The sequence below is a fragment of the Desulfoferrobacter suflitae genome, from assembly GCF_022603395.1.
Taxonomy (GTDB): Bacteria; Desulfobacterota; Syntrophobacteria; order Syntrophobacterales; family Syntrophobacteraceae; genus Desulfoferrobacter; species Desulfoferrobacter suflitae.
The window spans coordinates 191,103-207,415 of the sequence record NZ_JAIBKA010000003.1 but is presented as its reverse complement, the minus strand read 5'-3'; the positions used below and the strand labels follow the sequence as shown (position 1 = coordinate 207,415).

General features: G+C 56.1%; 15 protein-coding genes. 1 reads left to right on the top strand and 14 read right to left on the bottom strand.

What is annotated here, in order from left to right; translation table 11 throughout:
* Positions 1-5 precede the first annotated feature (5 nt).
* The 11 genes from dapF to K1V27_RS06305 form a co-directional block, all read right to left on the bottom strand.
* The gene (gene dapF / locus K1V27_RS06355) at positions 6-875 is read right to left on the bottom strand and encodes a diaminopimelate epimerase (protein WP_258928767.1); all 870 of its coding nucleotides are present in this window, start codon (positions 873-875) and stop codon (positions 6-8) included.
* 66 nt (positions 876-941) lie between these two features.
* Positions 942-2,195, bottom strand: a complete 1,254-nt coding sequence (lysA, locus tag K1V27_RS06350; protein ID WP_258928766.1) for a diaminopimelate decarboxylase — start codon at positions 2,193-2,195, stop codon at positions 942-944.
* A 134-nt stretch (positions 2,196-2,329) separates the two neighbouring features.
* Positions 2,330-3,418, bottom strand: coding sequence for a fibronectin type III domain-containing protein (locus K1V27_RS06345; protein WP_258928765.1), 1,089 nt, complete (start codon positions 3,416-3,418; stop codon positions 2,330-2,332).
* Between the two features lie 36 nt (positions 3,419-3,454).
* A complete protein-coding gene (gene argH / locus K1V27_RS06340; protein WP_353740542.1) occupies positions 3,455-4,885 on the bottom strand; it encodes an argininosuccinate lyase in 1,431 nt (476 codons plus the stop codon).
* Between the two features lie 25 nt (positions 4,886-4,910).
* Positions 4,911-6,107: an argininosuccinate synthase gene (locus K1V27_RS06335; protein WP_258928763.1), complete on the bottom strand. Its 1,197-nt coding sequence runs from the start codon at positions 6,105-6,107 to the stop codon at positions 4,911-4,913.
* 26 nt (positions 6,108-6,133) lie between these two features.
* Positions 6,134-7,054, bottom strand: coding sequence for an ornithine carbamoyltransferase (gene argF / locus K1V27_RS06330; RefSeq protein ID WP_258928761.1), 921 nt, complete (start codon positions 7,052-7,054; stop codon positions 6,134-6,136).
* Positions 7,051-8,244 (bottom strand): aspartate aminotransferase family protein, encoded by a 1,194-nt coding sequence (locus tag K1V27_RS06325; protein ID WP_258928759.1) that lies wholly within the window; start codon positions 8,242-8,244, stop codon positions 7,051-7,053. The genes argF and K1V27_RS06325 overlap by 4 nt, the downstream gene beginning before the upstream one ends.
* A gap of 33 nt (positions 8,245-8,277) precedes the next feature.
* The gene (gene argB / locus K1V27_RS06320) at positions 8,278-9,153 is read right to left on the bottom strand and encodes an acetylglutamate kinase (protein WP_258928758.1); all 876 of its coding nucleotides are present in this window, start codon (positions 9,151-9,153) and stop codon (positions 8,278-8,280) included.
* A 50-nt stretch (positions 9,154-9,203) separates the two neighbouring features.
* The gene (gene hslU, locus K1V27_RS06315; protein WP_258928757.1) at positions 9,204-10,586 is read right to left on the bottom strand and encodes an ATP-dependent protease ATPase subunit HslU; all 1,383 of its coding nucleotides are present in this window, start codon (positions 10,584-10,586) and stop codon (positions 9,204-9,206) included.
* A 4-nt stretch (positions 10,587-10,590) separates the two neighbouring features.
* Positions 10,591-11,130: an ATP-dependent protease subunit HslV gene (hslV, locus tag K1V27_RS06310; protein ID WP_258928756.1), complete on the bottom strand. Its 540-nt coding sequence runs from the start codon at positions 11,128-11,130 to the stop codon at positions 10,591-10,593.
* Between the two features lie 60 nt (positions 11,131-11,190).
* Positions 11,191-12,135: a tyrosine recombinase XerC gene (locus K1V27_RS06305; RefSeq protein ID WP_258928755.1), complete on the bottom strand. Its 945-nt coding sequence runs from the start codon at positions 12,133-12,135 to the stop codon at positions 11,191-11,193.
* Positions 12,136-12,450: 315 nt separating this feature from the next.
* On the opposite strand from K1V27_RS06305, the gene K1V27_RS06300 reads away from it, so the two are divergent.
* Positions 12,451-13,008, top strand: a complete 558-nt coding sequence (locus tag K1V27_RS06300; protein WP_258928754.1) for a M48 metallopeptidase family protein — start codon at positions 12,451-12,453, stop codon at positions 13,006-13,008.
* Here K1V27_RS06300 and K1V27_RS06295 read toward each other — a convergent pair.
* The 3 genes from K1V27_RS06295 to K1V27_RS06285 are packed head-to-tail and all read right to left on the bottom strand — an operon-like array spanning position 12,966 to position 16,056.
* Complete coding sequence (locus K1V27_RS06295; protein WP_258928753.1) at positions 12,966-13,478, bottom strand: DUF3592 domain-containing protein; 513 nt, start codon at positions 13,476-13,478, stop codon at positions 12,966-12,968. The genes K1V27_RS06300 and K1V27_RS06295 overlap by 43 nt on opposite strands.
* 50 nt (positions 13,479-13,528) lie before the next feature.
* Positions 13,529-14,512 carry a queuosine salvage family protein gene (locus tag K1V27_RS06290; RefSeq protein WP_258928752.1) on the bottom strand — a complete coding sequence of 328 codons (984 nt, stop codon included), beginning with the start codon at positions 14,510-14,512 and terminating at the stop codon, positions 13,529-13,531.
* Complete coding sequence (locus tag K1V27_RS06285) at positions 14,509-16,056, bottom strand: SGNH/GDSL hydrolase family protein (protein WP_258928751.1); 1,548 nt, start codon at positions 16,054-16,056, stop codon at positions 14,509-14,511. The genes K1V27_RS06290 and K1V27_RS06285 overlap by 4 nt, the downstream gene beginning before the upstream one ends.
* Positions 16,057-16,313 lie beyond the last annotated feature (257 nt).

The following is a 16,313-nucleotide window of genomic DNA, read 5'->3' as shown; positions in this document are numbered from 1 at the left end:
CCTCCCTATTCTCTCAGTGTCTCATCCCAAAGGTCTGCTTCATAAACGACTTTGGCGTCTCCTTCCAAATACACCTCCCTGAAGCGGATATCATTCCCCTGCCGCTCTCGAGTGAAATAAACAGTGAGTGTCTCGCCGCTTCGGGTGACCACCTCCACCGGGGATTCCACTTGATCCAGCGCCGCCCCAATCAGCGCTGCGGCAATGGATCCGGTTCCGCAGGCAAGGGTCTCGTCTTCGACTCCCCTCTCATAGGTGCGCACCGCCATGCGATGAACGGCTTCCACGGCTGCAAAGTTGACGTTGGCCCCGGCCGGCTGAAAACGCTGATGAAAGCGCAACGCCCGCCCCCAGGTGAACACCTGGGCGGCATCAAGCTGTCGCCTATCCGCCAGAAAATGCACCACATGAGGCACACCGGTATTAATGAAGTTCAAGCGGAACGGCTTTCCCTCCACATCCAGCGGAAAATTCAGCTCCAGCCCATGCGGCGGGGACACCTGGATCTTGACCCGCGCATCAACGATCTCCGCATGGATGATTCCCGCCACGGTGCGAAAGGCGATCCGCGGCTTGCGGACGATTCCCCGCAGGTACGCAAAGCGCGCCGCACAGCGGGCTCCATTGCCGCACATTTCCGCTGCACTGCCGTCCGCATTGTAGAACCTCCAGCAGAAATCCACCTGTGCATCCGGTTCGATAAAAATCAAACCATCGGCACCCACGGACAACTTCCTGCGGCAGGCGAGGCGCACCAGTGCCGGGGAATCAGCCGAGGAGAATCGCCCATCCATATTGTCAATGATGATGAAGTCATTACCGCTGCCGGTCATTTTGAAAAAACGTATGCGCCGGGGGGTGTCGTCTGTTGTCATATGCTTCTAATCATCTCCTTTGAGGGGCCAAGCGGGGCGCATCCGGGCGGTGCGACTCAATTCAACTCAAACAAACCCCGGAATTGCCTCTCCTTTGATCAAATCTTCCCATCTCTCCCGTTCTCGAATGGTATAAAACCGCTCCCCCTTCACCAGGATTTCCGCCGCTCGAGGCCTGGAATTGTAGTTGGAGCTCATACTGAACCCATACGCGCCGGCGCTCATGACCGCCAGGCAATCTCCCGCCTGCACCGGCGGGAGACCCCGGTCGCGCGCCAGAAAGTCGCTGGATTCGCAAATTGGGCCCACCACGTCGACCATCTGTGCTTCTTCTCCCATGGGGCGTACCGGTTGAATGTGGTGATAGGAGCCGTACAGGCTCGGACGGATAAGATCGTTCATGGCCGCATCCACAATCACAAAGTTCTTGCTCGGTGTTTGCTTGGTGTAGAGCACCCTGGTGAGCAGGACCCCGGCGTTGCCCACGATAACGCGGCCCGGTTCGAAAATCAAGGTACAGGGCAGCCCGTGCAGTTCCTGCAGGATGGCCCGGGCGTATTCCCTGGGATGCGGCGGAGCCTCCTGATCGTAGGTGATTCCCAACCCACCGCCAAGGTCCAGGTATTGGACAACGATTCCTTCGGCTTCCAGACGCTCCATGAGCATGCGCAATCGTCGCAATGCATCGACAAAGGGACTTATTTCGGTCAATTGGCTGCCGACATGGCAATCGATCCCTATGATTTCTACATTGCTCAGAGTTTTGGCTCGCCTATACTCTGTTATCGCCCCCTCGATATCAATACCAAATTTATTTTTTTTCATCCCGGTGGAAATGTACGGATGGGTCCTGGGATCGACATCCGGGTTCACGCGCAGCGCGATTCGCGCCTTACAGCCGAGATGTGAGGCCCGCTCGTTGATGGCTTCCAGTTCCTGGGGGGATTCTATGTTGAACAGCAGAATGTTCTCCCTCAGGGCATAATCAATCTCTTCACACGTTTTGCCCACACCCGAATAGACAATTCGATCGCCGGGGATGCCCGCCTTGCGCGCTCGAAACAGCTCGCCACCGGAAACGATGTCGACCCCGCCCCCGAGGGACCCAAACAGCTTTAAAATGGCAATGTTGGAGCTCGCTTTTACGGAAAAGCAGGTGAGATGGGGTACATCCCGAAAGGCTTCATCGAAAACCTTGAAGTGGTGGTGCAGCGTTGCATAACTGTAGACGTAGCAGGGTGTTCCCACCTGTTGGGCCAACTGGTCGAGAGGCAGATTTTCACAATAGAGTTCACCTTGTTTGTATTCAAAATGATGCATTTTCACCTCGATTCAAACAGATCAGAACGACGAATGCGTTTGTGCAGCAACCCCATGGCGCCCTTCTTTCACTCGATGGGAAGCCCCCCTCCGGGCGGAGTGAAGCTTGATTGCGCCGCAGCTGTGACATCCATTCACTGGAACTGGACGTTGCGTATCTCCTGCCACTTGGAAAGGAGCCCTTCCTGGTTGGGCGGTTCAATCCCGACGGCTGATACGGCATAAAAATAGACCCGGTTCGGCTGGACGGCGTGATCCACGTATGGCGGATTTTCAACGGGGTCTGCGGTCAGCCGGACAATGTCTTTGCCTTCCCGGCGGTACACATGATAGCCCTTGACTTGACCGTCACTGGGAGTCCAGTTGACTTCCAGGGCACCCTTTGCAGGAATTACCCAAACGGCTCCCGGCGGCGGCGCAGGCAGGGCTCCCGGGGCCTTTGCCCGGCGAACGGGCGACGGCTCGCTCAATATCGCAGTCCCTTCGAAAGAAAGAACCGAAAACGCCCGGTAATCATAGAGTTGATTGGAGGCGACCGCCGAATCGAAAAAGGTACTGCCCTTGACCGGAGCCGGAGAAATGCTCTCCCAGGCCCCTTCCTGGGAACGTCTCTGAACGTCGAACTGCAGCTCCTGAGCGATGGTCTGTTGCTCGACATTCTTGCGCGGAATCTTCCAATGCAATTGAATGCCCTGGTCCTGCTCGTTTGCTTTGAAATCGAGCGGCGGCTGAGGAGGCGGAAGCACTTTGGCTATGATTGGGTTCGACAGGGATAGGACCCGACCCTTGTCATCCTGGAATGCAATCTGGTAGCGGTAGGCATGCTCGCTCATGACCTGCGCATCGATCAAGGTCATCTTGTGATCTTGTGCAGCCGCCGCATCCGTGCGGGGCAACTCAAGCCGCTGCAAAACCTCCTGGGCCATGACCGGACATTCGAGGCAATTGCGCTTATCCCAGGGGACCTGAGCCCTGAGCACAGCCAGGCCATAAGCGTGGTCGTCGTCTGATTCCATGTCCAAGTGTGACAGCGACCAACTGAGCTCGACGCCGGTTGCGCGCACACGTGCTTCCAGGTTCTTGATTTCAGGCGGTGCCGCCGGCAATATCGGGCGCGGCGCACTCTTTTTTCCACAGCCTGAAACGAGCAGCGCTGCGGCGCATACTATGGTGAATGCGACAAAAACATTGCAAGGGATGGTCAATCTTGTCGTTACGTGCATGTATACAGTCCCTGATATGGCTTGCGAGAGGATATTTCAGATTTTGCCGTTGGTCTTGATGAACTTGCCGTCCAGCCGTTCCTGTTTCACCTGCAATACCTGCCGTGCCAGGCGGACGGCTTCTTCAACCCGCGAAGTAGCGGTTCCCCCGGCGGAGGTCCTCTGGTTGACGGCATTGGCAAGATCCAGCAGCGCAAACACATCGGGACCAAACGCCTTGTGGAAGCTCTTCAATTCATCCAAGGTGCAATCCTCCAGGTTCTTACAGTTCTGGATGCAGGTCTGCACAATTTGTCCCACCACGTGATGCGCTCGGCGAAACGGCACTCCCTTGTGCACCAGATAATCGGCCAAATCGGTTGCCAGAATAAAGCCCTGCCTGGCTTCCTCGACCATGCGCTCGCGCTTGAACTGAATTTCCGGCAGCAGTTTTGCCAACAGCCTCAACGTGTTCAGAACCGTATCGGCCGTATCGAAGACCGGCTCCTTGTCTTCCTGCAAATCACGATTGTAGGCAAGGGGAAGCGCCTTGGTGAGAGTCAGCAGCGACATGAGATTGCCGAAAACCCTGGCGCTCTTGCCACGCATCAACTCGGGCACGTCGGGATTCTTTTTCTGCGGCATTATACTTGATCCGGTGCAAAAGGCATCATTGATATCGATGAAAGCAAACTCCGAGGTCGACCACAGAATCAACTCCTCCGCCATGCGGCTGACGTGGGACATCAGTATGGCGGCGGCGGCATTGAATTCGATCAGGTAGTCTCGATCACTCACGGTATCGATGCTGTTTGCACTGATCTTTGGAAATCCAAGGTACTGGGCCGTCAATTCCCTGTTTATGGGAAAGGTCGTGCCGGCCAGCGCGGCACACCCCAAAGGCAGGACATTGGTGCGCCCATAACAATCGGCCATGCGCGCGTCGTCACGTTCGAACATTTCATAATAGGCCATGAGGTAGTGTGCGAGCAGGATCGGTTGAGCGTGTTGCAGATGGGTGTAGCCGGGCATGATGACGTCCAGGTTCTGCTCGGCGAGGAGCACCAGGGTTTTCTGAACATCGAGCAGCAGAGTGCGCGTCAGGCAGAGCACGTCGCGCAGGTACAGGCGCATGTCCAGGCACACCTGGTCGTTGCGGCTGCGCGCCGTATGCAGCTTGCCCCCCACTTCGCCGATTTTTTGGATCAAGCGCTGTTCGACGGCCATATGAATATCTTCCTGGGAAGATTCCAGCTGCAGTTTGCCGCGTTCGATCTCTCTTTGAATTTCCCCCAGATTTTCGATGATCAGCGATGCTTCGTCGTGGGTGATGATCTTGCACTCGGCAAGCATTCTGCAATGGGCTATGCTACCCTCGATGTCGTAGCGATAGAGCCTGCTGTCAAAGTGAATGGAAGCCGAATACTCTTCCACCAGCTTATTGGTTGGTTGATCGAAGCGTCCCTGCCAGAGCTTTTCCGCCATAATAAAGAATTCTCCTTTAACTGGTCACTTATCCGCGCACCAGGGATTCGATTCGCAGCCGAAGTCCCTGCAGTCGGATGAAACCCGTGGCGTCATTCTGCTGATAGACTTCGTCTTCCTCAAAGGTGGCAAAACTGGTTTGGTAGAGAGAGCGGTCGGATTTGCGGCCCGTCACCTGGCAGTTCCCCTTGTAAAGCTTCAGCCTGGCTGTACCGTAGACATTTTCCTGTGCCATATCCATCGTGCTCTGTAAGAGACGCATTTCCGGAGCATACCAGAAGCCGTTATAAACCATGCGCGCATATTGGGGAATGAGGCAATCGCGCAGGTGCATCACTTCCCGATCCATGGTGATGGATTCAACCGCCATGTGGGCCTTGCGCAGGATCGTTCCCCCCGGCGTCTCGTATACCCCTCGCGATTTCATCCCCACAAAGCGGCTCTCCACCATATCGACGCGCCCGATGCCGTGCGTTCCTCCCAGTTCGTTGAGTCGCTGCAGCAAATCTGCGGGAGTGAGACGTTCGCCGTTGACGGCTACGGGATCGCCGCGCTCGAATTCGATCTCGACCACCTCGGGCTGATCGGGGGCGTCCTGTGGTGCGACCGTTAGAGTGAACATCTTTGCTTCGGGTTCCAGCCAGGGATCCTCGAGGATCCCCCCTTCATAGCTTATGTGCAGCAGGTTTCTGTCGCTGCTGTAGGGCTTTTCCTGAGTCACCGGCACGGGGATGTTGTGCTTTCTGGCGAACTCGACCAGTGCCGTGCGCGACTTCAAATCCCATTCCCGCCACGGGGCGATGACCTTGATGCTCGGGTCCAGGGCCATATAAGTGAGCTCGAATCGGACCTGGTCGTTCCCTTTGCCGGTAGCACCATGGCTGACGGCATCGGCCCCTTCTTCCCGGGCGATTTCGATCTGTCGTTTGGCGATCAGTGGTCGGGCTATGGATGTTCCGAGCAGGTACTGTCCTTCATAGATGGCATTGGCACGAAAGGCCGGAAAAACGAAATCTCTGACAAACTCTTCCCTGAGGTCTTCAATGCGTGCCTTGACTGCTCCGGTGGCCTTTGCCTTGGCCTCCAGGCCGTCCAATTCTTCCCCCTGGCCAAGATCGGCGGCAAAGGCAATCACTTCGCATCCGTAGGTTTCGATGAGCCATTTCAAAATAATCGAGGTGTCAAGACCGCCGGAATAGGCCAATACTGCTTTGTGAATTCCCATGATTGAGTCGATCTCCTTTGAATCGGTCAGCTTGCTTCGCCAAGCAGCCAGTCGAGTAGAGCCATCTGCAGATGCATGCGGTTTTCCGCCTGATCGAAAACAACGGACTGCGGCCCGTCAATCACTTCATCGGTGATTTCGTCCCCGCGATGAGCCGGAAGGCAATGGAACACCATGGCATGGGGCGGTGCCGCAGCCAGCAGGTCCGCATTGATCTGGTAGGGCTGGAAAACTTGACGGCGCTCGGCGGCCTCCCGTTCCTGTCCCATGCTTGCCCACACATCGGTGTAGATTACATCCGCCGAAGCCACAGCCTGTCGGGGGTCATGAATGACCCGGATGCTGCTGTGCCCGGAAAACCGCTGCAAAACGTCCTCGTCCGGCAGGTATCCTGCGGGACAGGCCAGCACCAGATTGAATCCCAGAACACCGGCGGCATTGATCCATGAATGAGCCACGTTATTGCCGTCCCCAACCCACGCCACCTGCAGATTTTCAAGGCTCCCGCGCTTTTCCTTGACGGTCAGCAGGTCGCTTAGCACCTGGCAGGGATGGAACTGATCCGTCAGACCATTGATGATGGGGATAGTGGAAAATCGGGCCAGTTCTTCCACGTCTGCGTGGGCGAAGGTGCGGATGACCAGGCCATCCACGTAGCGAGACAGCACCCTGGATGTGTCCGCCAGGGTTTCATCGCGCGAAATCTGCGTCTCTTTCGGGGTCATGAAGATGCAGTCGCCTCCCAGCCGGTACATCGCTGATTCAAAAGAAACCCGGGTGCGTGTGGAGGGCTTAATAAAAATCAGCCCCAGTACCCGTCCGGGCAAGTTGCCGTTGAAGTGGTCACGGCGCTTTTGAAGCGACTTCTTCATCTGTTCGGCCTTGAGCAGCAGGGAGTGGATCTCGTCGGCGGAAAGATCCAAAATGGTCAAAAGATCCCGCTTCATGCCGTCTCCTCCTGAAAAACCTCGTCCAACACGCTCACCAGACGATCAATATCCCGACGTTCCACGATGAGGGGCGGAACCATGCGCAGGACCGTGTCGTGAGTACAATTGATGATCACTCCACGCTTCAGGCAGGCCTCGACAAATTGTTGCCCCGGCCTGTCAAGCTCCATGCCCACGATCAGACCTCTTCCCCGGACATCCTTGATCAACGACGCATGCCTGGATTGCAGATCAGCCAGGCACTGTTTCAGATAACCGCCGTTTTGCCGCACCCTTTTCAGAAAGTCGGGCTGTGAGATCAACTGCAGCACGCGCAACGCCACCGAAGTGACCAAGGGCGTGCCGCCGAAGGTGGTGGCGTGAGTCCCGGGGGCAAAGGCTTGGGCCACTTCGTCGGAGGCCAGCATGGCTCCCACGGGAAGGCCGTTGCCCAATGCTTTGGCAAGCGTCATGATATCGGGCGTGACGCCTTCCTGCTCGTAGGCAAACAAAGTGCCGGTTCGGCCCATGCCCACCTGCACTTCATCGAAGATGAGCAGCAGATCGTGCCGTTTGCACAGGACCTTCAAATCTGCCAGATAACCAGGCTTGGGAAGGTTGATGCCGCCCTCCCCCTGGATCGGCTCCACCAGCACGGCACAGGTGTGCTCGGTGAGGGCCGCCTGGACGGCGTCGACTGAATTGAAATCAACAAAGGTGAAGCCCTCGACCAGCGGTTCAAAGCCCTTGTGCACCTTTTCCTGTCCCGTGGCTGAAAGGGTTGCCAGTGTGCGCCCGTGAAAACTCCCCCTCATGCTGATGACATGAAATCGGCCGGGGCCGTGACGGTCCTGGCTGTATTTTCTAGCCAGTTTGATGGCCGCTTCATTGGCTTCAGCGCCGCTGTTGCCAAAGAACACCTTGTCGGCAAAGGAGAGTCGGGTGAGTTCTGCGGCCAGTTTCACCTGGGGCTCGGTAAAGAACAGGTTGGAGACGTGAATCAGCTGCTTGGCCTGGTCACACAAAACCTGAGCAATCTCCGGGTGACTGTGTCCCAGGTTGCAAACGGCGATGCCGGCGAGAAAATCCAGGTATTCTGTGCCGTTTTCATCCCACAATCGGCAGCCCTGTCCGCGCACAAACAGCACCGGCAGCCGTGCGTAGGTACTGCAGATATTCCTTTGGCATGATGATCGGATGTCGTCCATTAAAAAGTTTTCTACCTCTCTGATCTGATGTCCTCAATGCGTGACAATCTGGGTTCCAATACCCGCATCGGTAAAAATTTCAAGAAGAATTGCGTGCGGAACCCGGCCATCGATGATGTGCACCTTTTCAGCGCCTCCCTGTACCGCGTCTATGGCGCATTGCACCTTGGGTATCATACCCCCGCGCAGCACTTCGTCCTGTATGAGGTCAGCCGCTTCGGCAATGGTCAGGCTGGATATGAGTTCGCCCTGTGCGTCCATGACCCCCTGTACGTCGGTCATGAGGAGCAATTTTTTGGCCTGCAGGGCGCTGGCTATGCGTCCGGCAACCAGATCGGCGTTGATGTTGTACGTCTCCCCGTTCTCTCCAACCCCTACCGGGGCAATGATGGGAATCATGTCGCTGTTGCCGAGGGTACGCAGAATCTCGGTGTGGATTCGGTGTACTTCCCCCACCAGCCCGATGTCAATGATTTCCGGGGGTTGATCGTCACCCTGGTAGCGAAAAAGATGGAGCTTGCGCGCCTCGATCAGCTGTCCGTCTTTGCCGCTGAGCCCCACCGCCTTGCCGCCGTGGCGATTGATCAGGCTGACGATTTCTTTATTGATCTTGCCGGCCAGAACCATTTCGACAATGTCCATGGTGTCCGCATCGGTGACCCGCATGCCGGCGCGAAAGTCGCTTTTTTTTCCAATGCGCTCCAGCATCTTTCCTATCTGCGGCCCGCCGCCATGCACCACCACGGGATGCATGCCGATGTATTTCATGAGGACGATGTCCTGGGCGAAGCTTTCCTTCAATGCGTCGGCCACCATGGCATGGCCGCCGTACTTAATGACTACGGTCTTTTGATAAAAACGACGAATATAGGGAAGCGCTTCGACAAGAATTTCAGCCTTCTCTATCATGGTCCCCCTCGCCTTTGACTGGGCAGTGTTTGCTGTTCCTGCCACCTGTGTTAGAGGATGTAACGACTCAAATCTTCGTCTCTAATGATATCCTGCAGCACTTGGCGCACATATTCGCGTGTGATGGGGATCTTTTGCCCCTTCATTTGCGGCGCGTTGAAGGAAATGTCCGACAGCAGCTTTTCCACCACCGTATGCAGCCGCCGCGCTCCGATATTTTCCGTCCTGGAATTGACATGATAGGCAATGCCGGCAATTTCATCGATGGCGTCGTCGTTGAATTCAAGCTCCACTTCCTCCGTTTTCAGAAGCGCTCTGTACTGCACGATGAGAGCGTTTTCCGGTTCGGTAAGGATGCGAATGAAGTCCTCCTTATTGAGGGATTGCAGTTCCACCCGAATGGGAAACCTGCCCTGCAGTTCGGGGACCAGATCCGACGGCTTGGAAATGTGGAACGCTCCCGAAGCGATGAACAGAATGTGATCCGTCTTGACCATGCCGTATTTGGTGGTGACGGTGGAGCCCTCGACAATGGGCAGTAAGTCCCGCTGCACACCCTCGCGCGAAACATCGGGTCCTTTCCCTGCGGCATCACGCCCGGCGATTTTGTCAATTTCATCAAGAAAGATGATGCCCGAATGCTCCGCCCTTTCGATGGCCGTCTTCATCACCTTATCCATGTCAATGAGCCGCTGGGACTCTTCCTGAATGAGGATTTCACGAGCTTCGGGAATTTTCACTTTACGCCTCTTGGTGCGGCGCGGCATCATGGATCCGATCATTTCACGCAGGTTGTAGTCCATGTCATCCATGCCCGTTCCCGCAAAGATTTCAATATTTGGAAAGTTGCGGTCGGGAACTTCAATGTCCACATAACGGTCATCGAGAGCTCCTTTGTGCAGCAGCTTCCTGAGCTTTTCGCGCGTGCTGTCGGCCTGTGTCGCTTCTTCCCGGGCGGCTTCAATGGTAGCCGGTTCGGGAAGCGCCTGCTGATCGCGCGAATCTGTCTGGCGCTTGGGGGGCAGCAGAATATCGAGGAGCTTTTCCTCGGCAATCTCTTCGGCCTTTTTTTTGACCAGCTCCATCTCTTCGGATCGGACCATGTTGACCGCCAAATCGGTCAGGTCTCGAATCATCGACTCGACGTCCCGGCCGACATACCCCACTTCGGTGAATTTGCTCGCCTCAACCTTCAAAAAGGGCGATTGAGCGAGTCGCGCCAGGCGGCGGGCGATCTCCGTTTTGCCGACCCCGGTGGGTCCGATCATGATGATGTTCTTGGGGGTGATCTCGTCCCGCAGAGGTTCCGGTACCTGCTGCCTGCGCCAGCGATTACGCAGGGCTATGGCCACCATTCTCTTGGCTTCCTTCTGGCCGATGATGTATTTGTCGAGCTCGCTTACGATCTCCGCAGGCGTAAGAGGTTGTTGCATTGGGCTATAGCTCCTGGATGGTGAATTCACTGTTGGTGTAGATGCAGATGGATGCAGCAATCCGCATGGCCTCCTCGACAATCTGCCGGGCGGACAGCTGGGAGTGGGCCGCCAAAGCCCGTGCGGCAGCCAGGGCATAGGATCCGCCGGATCCCACCGCAGCAATGTGGTCATCGGGTTCGATCACATCCCCGCTGCCGCTCAAAATAAGGCAGTCGTTTCGATCCACGGCGATGAGCAGCGCCTCCAGGCGGCGCAGAGCCCTATCCATGCGCCAGTCCTTGGCCAGTTCGACGGCGGCACGCTTGAGGTTGCCGTTATATTGTTCCAGCTTTCCCTCCAGCCTTTCAAACAGGGTGAAGGCATCCGCCGTAGCACCTGCAAAGCCGGTGAGAATTTTATCGTGGTACATTTTGCGCACTTTTTTGGCCTGATGCTTGACCACGGTGTCGCCCAGCGTCACCTGACCGTCCCCCGCCATGACCACCTGGCCGTCCTTATGCATTGCAAGGATGGTAGTGCCGTGCATTTGTTTTTGTGTCATGATGAAACCTGTCTCCCAGAGTGTCTGCAATCCGCCCATACGCCCCGGCATCGATCCGCTTTATGGCCGTTTTCGGCTCCTCGGGTGCGCCGCATCGTAAATCTTCATGAGCTGGTCCATATGGACGTGTGTGTAGCGTTGTGTCGTGGAGAGCGCCGAGTGCCCGAGCATCTCCTGGATGGCCCGCAGATCCGCACCCGAATTGAGCAGGTGAGTCGCAAAGCTGTGCCGCAGCCCATGCGGGCTGAGGTGTTGCCAGAGGCCGCAGCGCTTGAGCTCGGCCTGGAGGATGCGATGCACCGAACGGGCGCTAAGCCTTCCCCCACGAGCGTTCCGAAAAAGCGCCGCGGTTCTCGCTCTCCCTTGCGGATACTGCTGCTGCAACACGGCAAGATATTCCTTCACGGCCTTCAATGCAGTTTTCCCAACCGGTACGATGCGCTCCTTGCTCCCCTTGCCAAGGACTCTCACCATGCCGTCGACATCCGCTAGGTCATGCTCGTTCAGGTTCACCATTTCACTCACCCGCACACCCGAGGAATACAAAAACTCAAACATCGCCCGGTTGCGCCATTTTCTCCAGCTAGCGGCGGGGCTCAGGCACATGCGGTGCAGGCCGTCCAGAAAATGGAACAGCTCATCGACCCCCAAAAAAGAAGGAATGCGCGCTTTGATTTTCGGGTGAGCGACCAGAGCCGCCGGATTGTCTTCGACTGTCCCTCGATCATTCAGAAACCGATAAAAGGAGCGCAGCGTGGAGAGCTTTCTCGCCTGGCTTGTCTTTTCCCTGCTCTTGTGCATCGAAGCGATAAAACCACGCAATAGATCCTGCGTGATATCGGTCATCAGTACCGGCCGCTTGCCGGTTCTTTCCCCGGCGTAGTGCTGCAGTTGCGCCAGATCGCCGGCATATGCCCGCAGGGTCTGAGCGCTCAAACCTCGCTCGTGTTCGAGATAAACCAAAAATGAGTCTGCCGATTGCTTTAAAGTGATTGAATTTTCCATCCGTCGCACGCCCTGAGCGATCCCCTCGCCTCACAATAATTTTCAAGAGAAACGAAATACTTAGCATAAGAGCCGAAAAAATCAATGAAAATTTGCAGAATATGGTGGGTTGCCCCGCGTGCCGCATGACTTGACCCACCGTGCCGTATGTCCGTGTGCAAAATGAGAGTTACCGGTCTTCAGGTGTTATTTGTGGTTGCGTTTGAATCAAGCCGGGTATAAGGATCGGCCTTGGACAAACAAGGGCAGACCCGGGCACTGAATTTATTCCTGTGGAAAAGCAAACCGGGCACCCTGCGATGATCATGGCACGGCATGCGGCACGACGGAAAGTGGTTGAGTGTCGAGCGAGACAGCAAACAGGTTGGTGAGATCATGGAAATACGCATTACCCGCAGCGCCAGGCGCAAGAAGACGGTGCAGGCACGCAACGTCAATGGGGTGCTTGAAATCCTTGCACCGGCGCACCTGTCCGACGAGCAATTGAAACCGCACATTGAACATTTGCAGAAGCGTTTGGTGCGGCGGGAAAAGGCCGCCACCCTGGACAATGAAGAACTGCTCGAGCGGGCCGAAACGTTGAATCAACTGTATTTTGACGGCCAACTGAAGTGGGAGTCCATCCGCTGGGTGAGTAATCAGGAGAAACGTCTCGGCAGCTGCACATACAACCGCGGCACCATTCGCATCTCGCACAGGATCGCCGCCATGCCGAGGTTCGTCCAGGACTACGTGTTGATCCATGAATTGTGCCATTTGCTGGAACCGAACCACAGCAGCAACTTCTGGCGACTGGTCAAACGCTATCCAAAAGCGGAGCGGGCAAGAGGCTATCTCATGGCAGTTGGGTTAGAAGCCATCGATGATGACTGACTTTGCTGCCGCAACAGCCGCTTGCGCACATATCTGAGCGTGAAAGCGGCCACTATGAGCACAATACCCGCAACGGGAACCAGCAGGTCCGAGGCATGAGCCCCGGGGTCAAGCACCGTCATTTTCGGGTAGTTCCTGTGGTACCTGGCCTCCACTCTCTTTCCCATGGGAAAGAGCTCAATGACCCGCAGGGCAGCGGCGCGGTCCCAGTGGTTGAAGTCGATGAACCGTATCGAGGTCCCCGTATATTCTTCCCCATTCACCGTGTACTTGTATTGTACTGATGGCCGATAGCTGAAACCGGTCCCGGTACGCACTTCAACTACTTCGGATGCGATGATCCATGCATCGGCGGTCCGCCATGACTTTGTGCTGTACGCCATGCAACCCAGAAATACCCCAAAGCTGAGAACCAGCAATCCGAGAAAACTCATCAGAATGGATATCACATTCAATAGCCTGACCACCATGCACCGTCTCTCTGTCGTTTCGGGTGTTCACATTAGGCTGCCGTATGCTCTCAATAAAAAACCGTTCTGGTTCTGTGACGCGGATGGATTTTCTTATAGTACGGCTGCTGTCCTCGATTCCACAATAGATAGTCAAGCTGCATGGGACTGATCTCCCGCCCCGCACGGGTCAGTTCGGCAACCATAAGTTCCACCGCATGCAGGGCACAAGCTCTCAGTTCCACTTCTTCTTTGGAACCACGCGGGATCAGCTGTGCCGCATCAATTCTCGCAGCCAGCTGCTCCGTGTACAGTAACAGTCCATCGACCCGCAGCACATGCGGGACCAGATTGTCTGCAAATAGGGTCAACCGCTGCAAATCGTTGAACCGCCCGGGCCCTTTACCCTCGAAGGCGATGGCGAGATCCGCGGCGGTGAGTTGCGCTCTTTTAAAGAACGGTACACGCAATTTATCATAGGACAGCACATCATTGAAGAACGGCATCTCTGTGAGCAGTTTGGTCAGCCTGGCGGCAGATCCCGCCGCAGCTTCGATGAGACGGATAAAGCTGCCGGCAAATCGATCCAGCAGGTACCTGCCCAGGTCATTGAGGGCTGACGCAAAAAGCCGCATCAGCTCGGCAACGGGCTCATTGCTCAAATCCTGCCCAAATATCCGGGCGCAATCTTCCGGGCTGAGCCGGACCAACTGTCGGGCCGACAGTGGACCGTGGTTCCGGTAAAACTCGGTGAGTGCCGTGGCTATGGTGAAGTAGCCGGATCGGTTTGGTTTTTTACGCAAATGCGGGAAATATCCCGAACCGAAATTGATGGCATCCAGGGTCACAAGGAACGCCACCGTATCATCCCCGAACCCAACGTAATGCGCCTCGGCATCCAAAGCGGGAAGCGCTGCCTGCTCCAGAGGCAGCGCTTGCACGTATGCCGCAACGGCGGGCCGGTTGATTGTTACCTGCTCCGCCCGCTCGGCAACCAGCCGGCATGCAGCGCGCACTTCAGCCAAGGGATCCGCTGCCGTCGCGCAGTTGCTCACAGTCCAAAAGTCCTCACCAAAAAGGCCGCCATTTGAGCTCGTGTGACCTCGTCATCCGGACAATACCGCAAGGGATTCTCTCCACATCCGGTGGTGATGCCTGCAAGGTAAAGCTGTTCAATCCAGCCGGCGGCCCAGTAATCCTTCGGGACGTCGGCAAATATCCCACCGGGCTCGGGGGGAGAATAGCCACCGGCATGTTTGGCGCGCAACAGAAAAACGGCCATTTCCGCCCGCGTCAGAGGCTGTTCAGGACAATATTGCAATGTATTCTCTCCGCATCCGGCCGTTATGCCGTCCTGAAAAAATTGTTCGATCCAGGCGGAGGCCCAGTAATCCGTCGGAACATCAACAAAGATGCCGACCGCCGGGGGCGGCAAAAACGCGTCCTCTTTGATGATCCGCTCGATAAATACAGCCATTTCGGCCCGTGTGACGAGATCTTCAGGACAGTAAAAACCGTTGCCGCAGCCCCTGGTGACGTTCGCAGCGCTCAATTTCTGAATGTGGTCGTAGGCCCAGTAGAACGAGCAGACATCCCCAAACCAGCCATGGAGCGTAATGTTTAATTCCTGTGCCAGAATGGAGTGGGAGCGCGCAGAGGGATGAATGGTATCCCAGAAGGCATAACCGGCCGGATCCGAACAGACGGTGCCACCTCCCATAAAGCTGCCGTCTCCGGTGTAACATGCAGTGATTACGTCGGTCAGACCAAGAGTTGCCCCATTGGATATGGCCTGCTCGAAAAGCTCAAAAGTATTGAAGCGAATGATATTGAGATCGGAAAAGGAATCGAGCATGTCATCCAGAGCGTGATTGAAAGATAGCGTGGCCGCCGTTACCACAGCGAACGTCCCGGGGCTGGCAGCCTCTTTCTGCACATAACGGGGGGTCCTCGCCAGGTTGGCCAGGTAAAGGACCAGGATATTGACCGCGCCTTCATCCCTGATACCCTGCAGGCCCTTTTCAATATCTCCCACAATTTCCTCGACCGCCGCCCCGACGATGGCTGCTTGATTGGCCGGATCGTCGAGTGCTTCGGGAACAACATCCAGCATGTCGTTTGACCCGATAAAGACAACATAGAGGGCGTCCTCATCAGGCTTTTCCGTAGTGCCCAAAGCAATTTGACTGCGAAACATCGCAACCTGGGAGAGAAAATTATAGGGAAGCTGATCCGGGAAGGAAGCTGTTTTAGCGCCCCCGACCGCGTAATTTGTGCCGCCATCTAGAACGGGCCTCAGGCTCAGACCAAGATTTGACGCCAGCAGATCGGCGTAATTGAGGCCGTTGCTGAAGCGCCCCTCATGATACGGCGCGGCCGGGATCAATTTACCGGTAGCAAAATACACGTTGCCGGAATCGGACAGGCTGTCGCCAAACACGATGATTCTACTGAAGGCGTGGGCGTGCAATGCGCTTACGGCAACGATAACCAGGGCAGCCGCAGTGCGAATCAACCATCTGGCGATCCCTTGCCTCGGTGTGACGGCACTCGGTCGCCCATTTCGCACCCTGAATCCTGTTGCAGGCATCTCGAACATCACTTCTCTCCTTGTATTCCAAACTCTCCAAAACAGTCGTGCAGACTTTCCGACTGGGGCCCTTGCAGCTTCAGGCTGAAATTTCGCAATCGGTCACGAACGGGGCAAAGGGGGTACACCTGCAAGCCGCATTCAGCAAGCGGCAGCAGCATACAAAAGTCGGATTGAAGAATCCAGCATATTACAGGGGGCCCGTGCGCTCTTCTCATTTTCCTCACCGCCGGTAAACCCGCAACCGAGCACCGCAGTGGTGCACC

Excerpts from the sequence above, each read along its gene's own strand:
- argF (WP_258928761.1), bottom strand. The coding sequence starts at position 7,054 with ATGAAGCGGGATCTTTTGACCATTTTGGATCTTTCCGCCGACGAGATC.
- K1V27_RS06325 (WP_258928759.1), bottom strand. The coding sequence starts at position 8,244 with ATGGACGACATCCGATCATCATGCCAAAGGAATATCTGCAGTACCTAC.
- K1V27_RS06305 (WP_258928755.1), bottom strand. The coding sequence starts at position 12,135 with ATGGAAAATTCAATCACTTTAAAGCAATCGGCAGACTCATTTTTGGTT.
- argB (WP_258928758.1), bottom strand. The coding sequence starts at position 9,153 with ATGATAGAGAAGGCTGAAATTCTTGTCGAAGCGCTTCCCTATATTCGT.
- hslV (WP_258928756.1), bottom strand. The coding sequence starts at position 11,130 with ATGACACAAAAACAAATGCACGGCACTACCATCCTTGCAATGCATAAG.
- lysA (WP_258928766.1), bottom strand. The coding sequence starts at position 2,195 with ATGCATCATTTTGAATACAAACAAGGTGAACTCTATTGTGAAAATCTG.
- K1V27_RS06335 (WP_258928763.1), bottom strand. The coding sequence starts at position 6,107 with ATGGGAATTCACAAAGCAGTATTGGCCTATTCCGGCGGTCTTGACACC.
- hslU (WP_258928757.1), bottom strand. The coding sequence starts at position 10,586 with ATGCAACAACCTCTTACGCCTGCGGAGATCGTAAGCGAGCTCGACAAA.
- K1V27_RS06295 (WP_258928753.1), bottom strand. The coding sequence starts at position 13,478 with ATGGTGGTCAGGCTATTGAATGTGATATCCATTCTGATGAGTTTTCTC.
- K1V27_RS06285 (WP_258928751.1), bottom strand. The coding sequence starts at position 16,056 with ATGTTCGAGATGCCTGCAACAGGATTCAGGGTGCGAAATGGGCGACCG.
- K1V27_RS06300 (WP_258928754.1), top strand. The coding sequence starts at position 12,451 with ATGCGGCACGACGGAAAGTGGTTGAGTGTCGAGCGAGACAGCAAACAG.
- K1V27_RS06345 (WP_258928765.1), bottom strand. The coding sequence starts at position 3,418 with ATGCACGTAACGACAAGATTGACCATCCCTTGCAATGTTTTTGTCGCA.
- dapF (WP_258928767.1), bottom strand. The coding sequence starts at position 875 with ATGACAACAGACGACACCCCCCGGCGCATACGTTTTTTCAAAATGACC.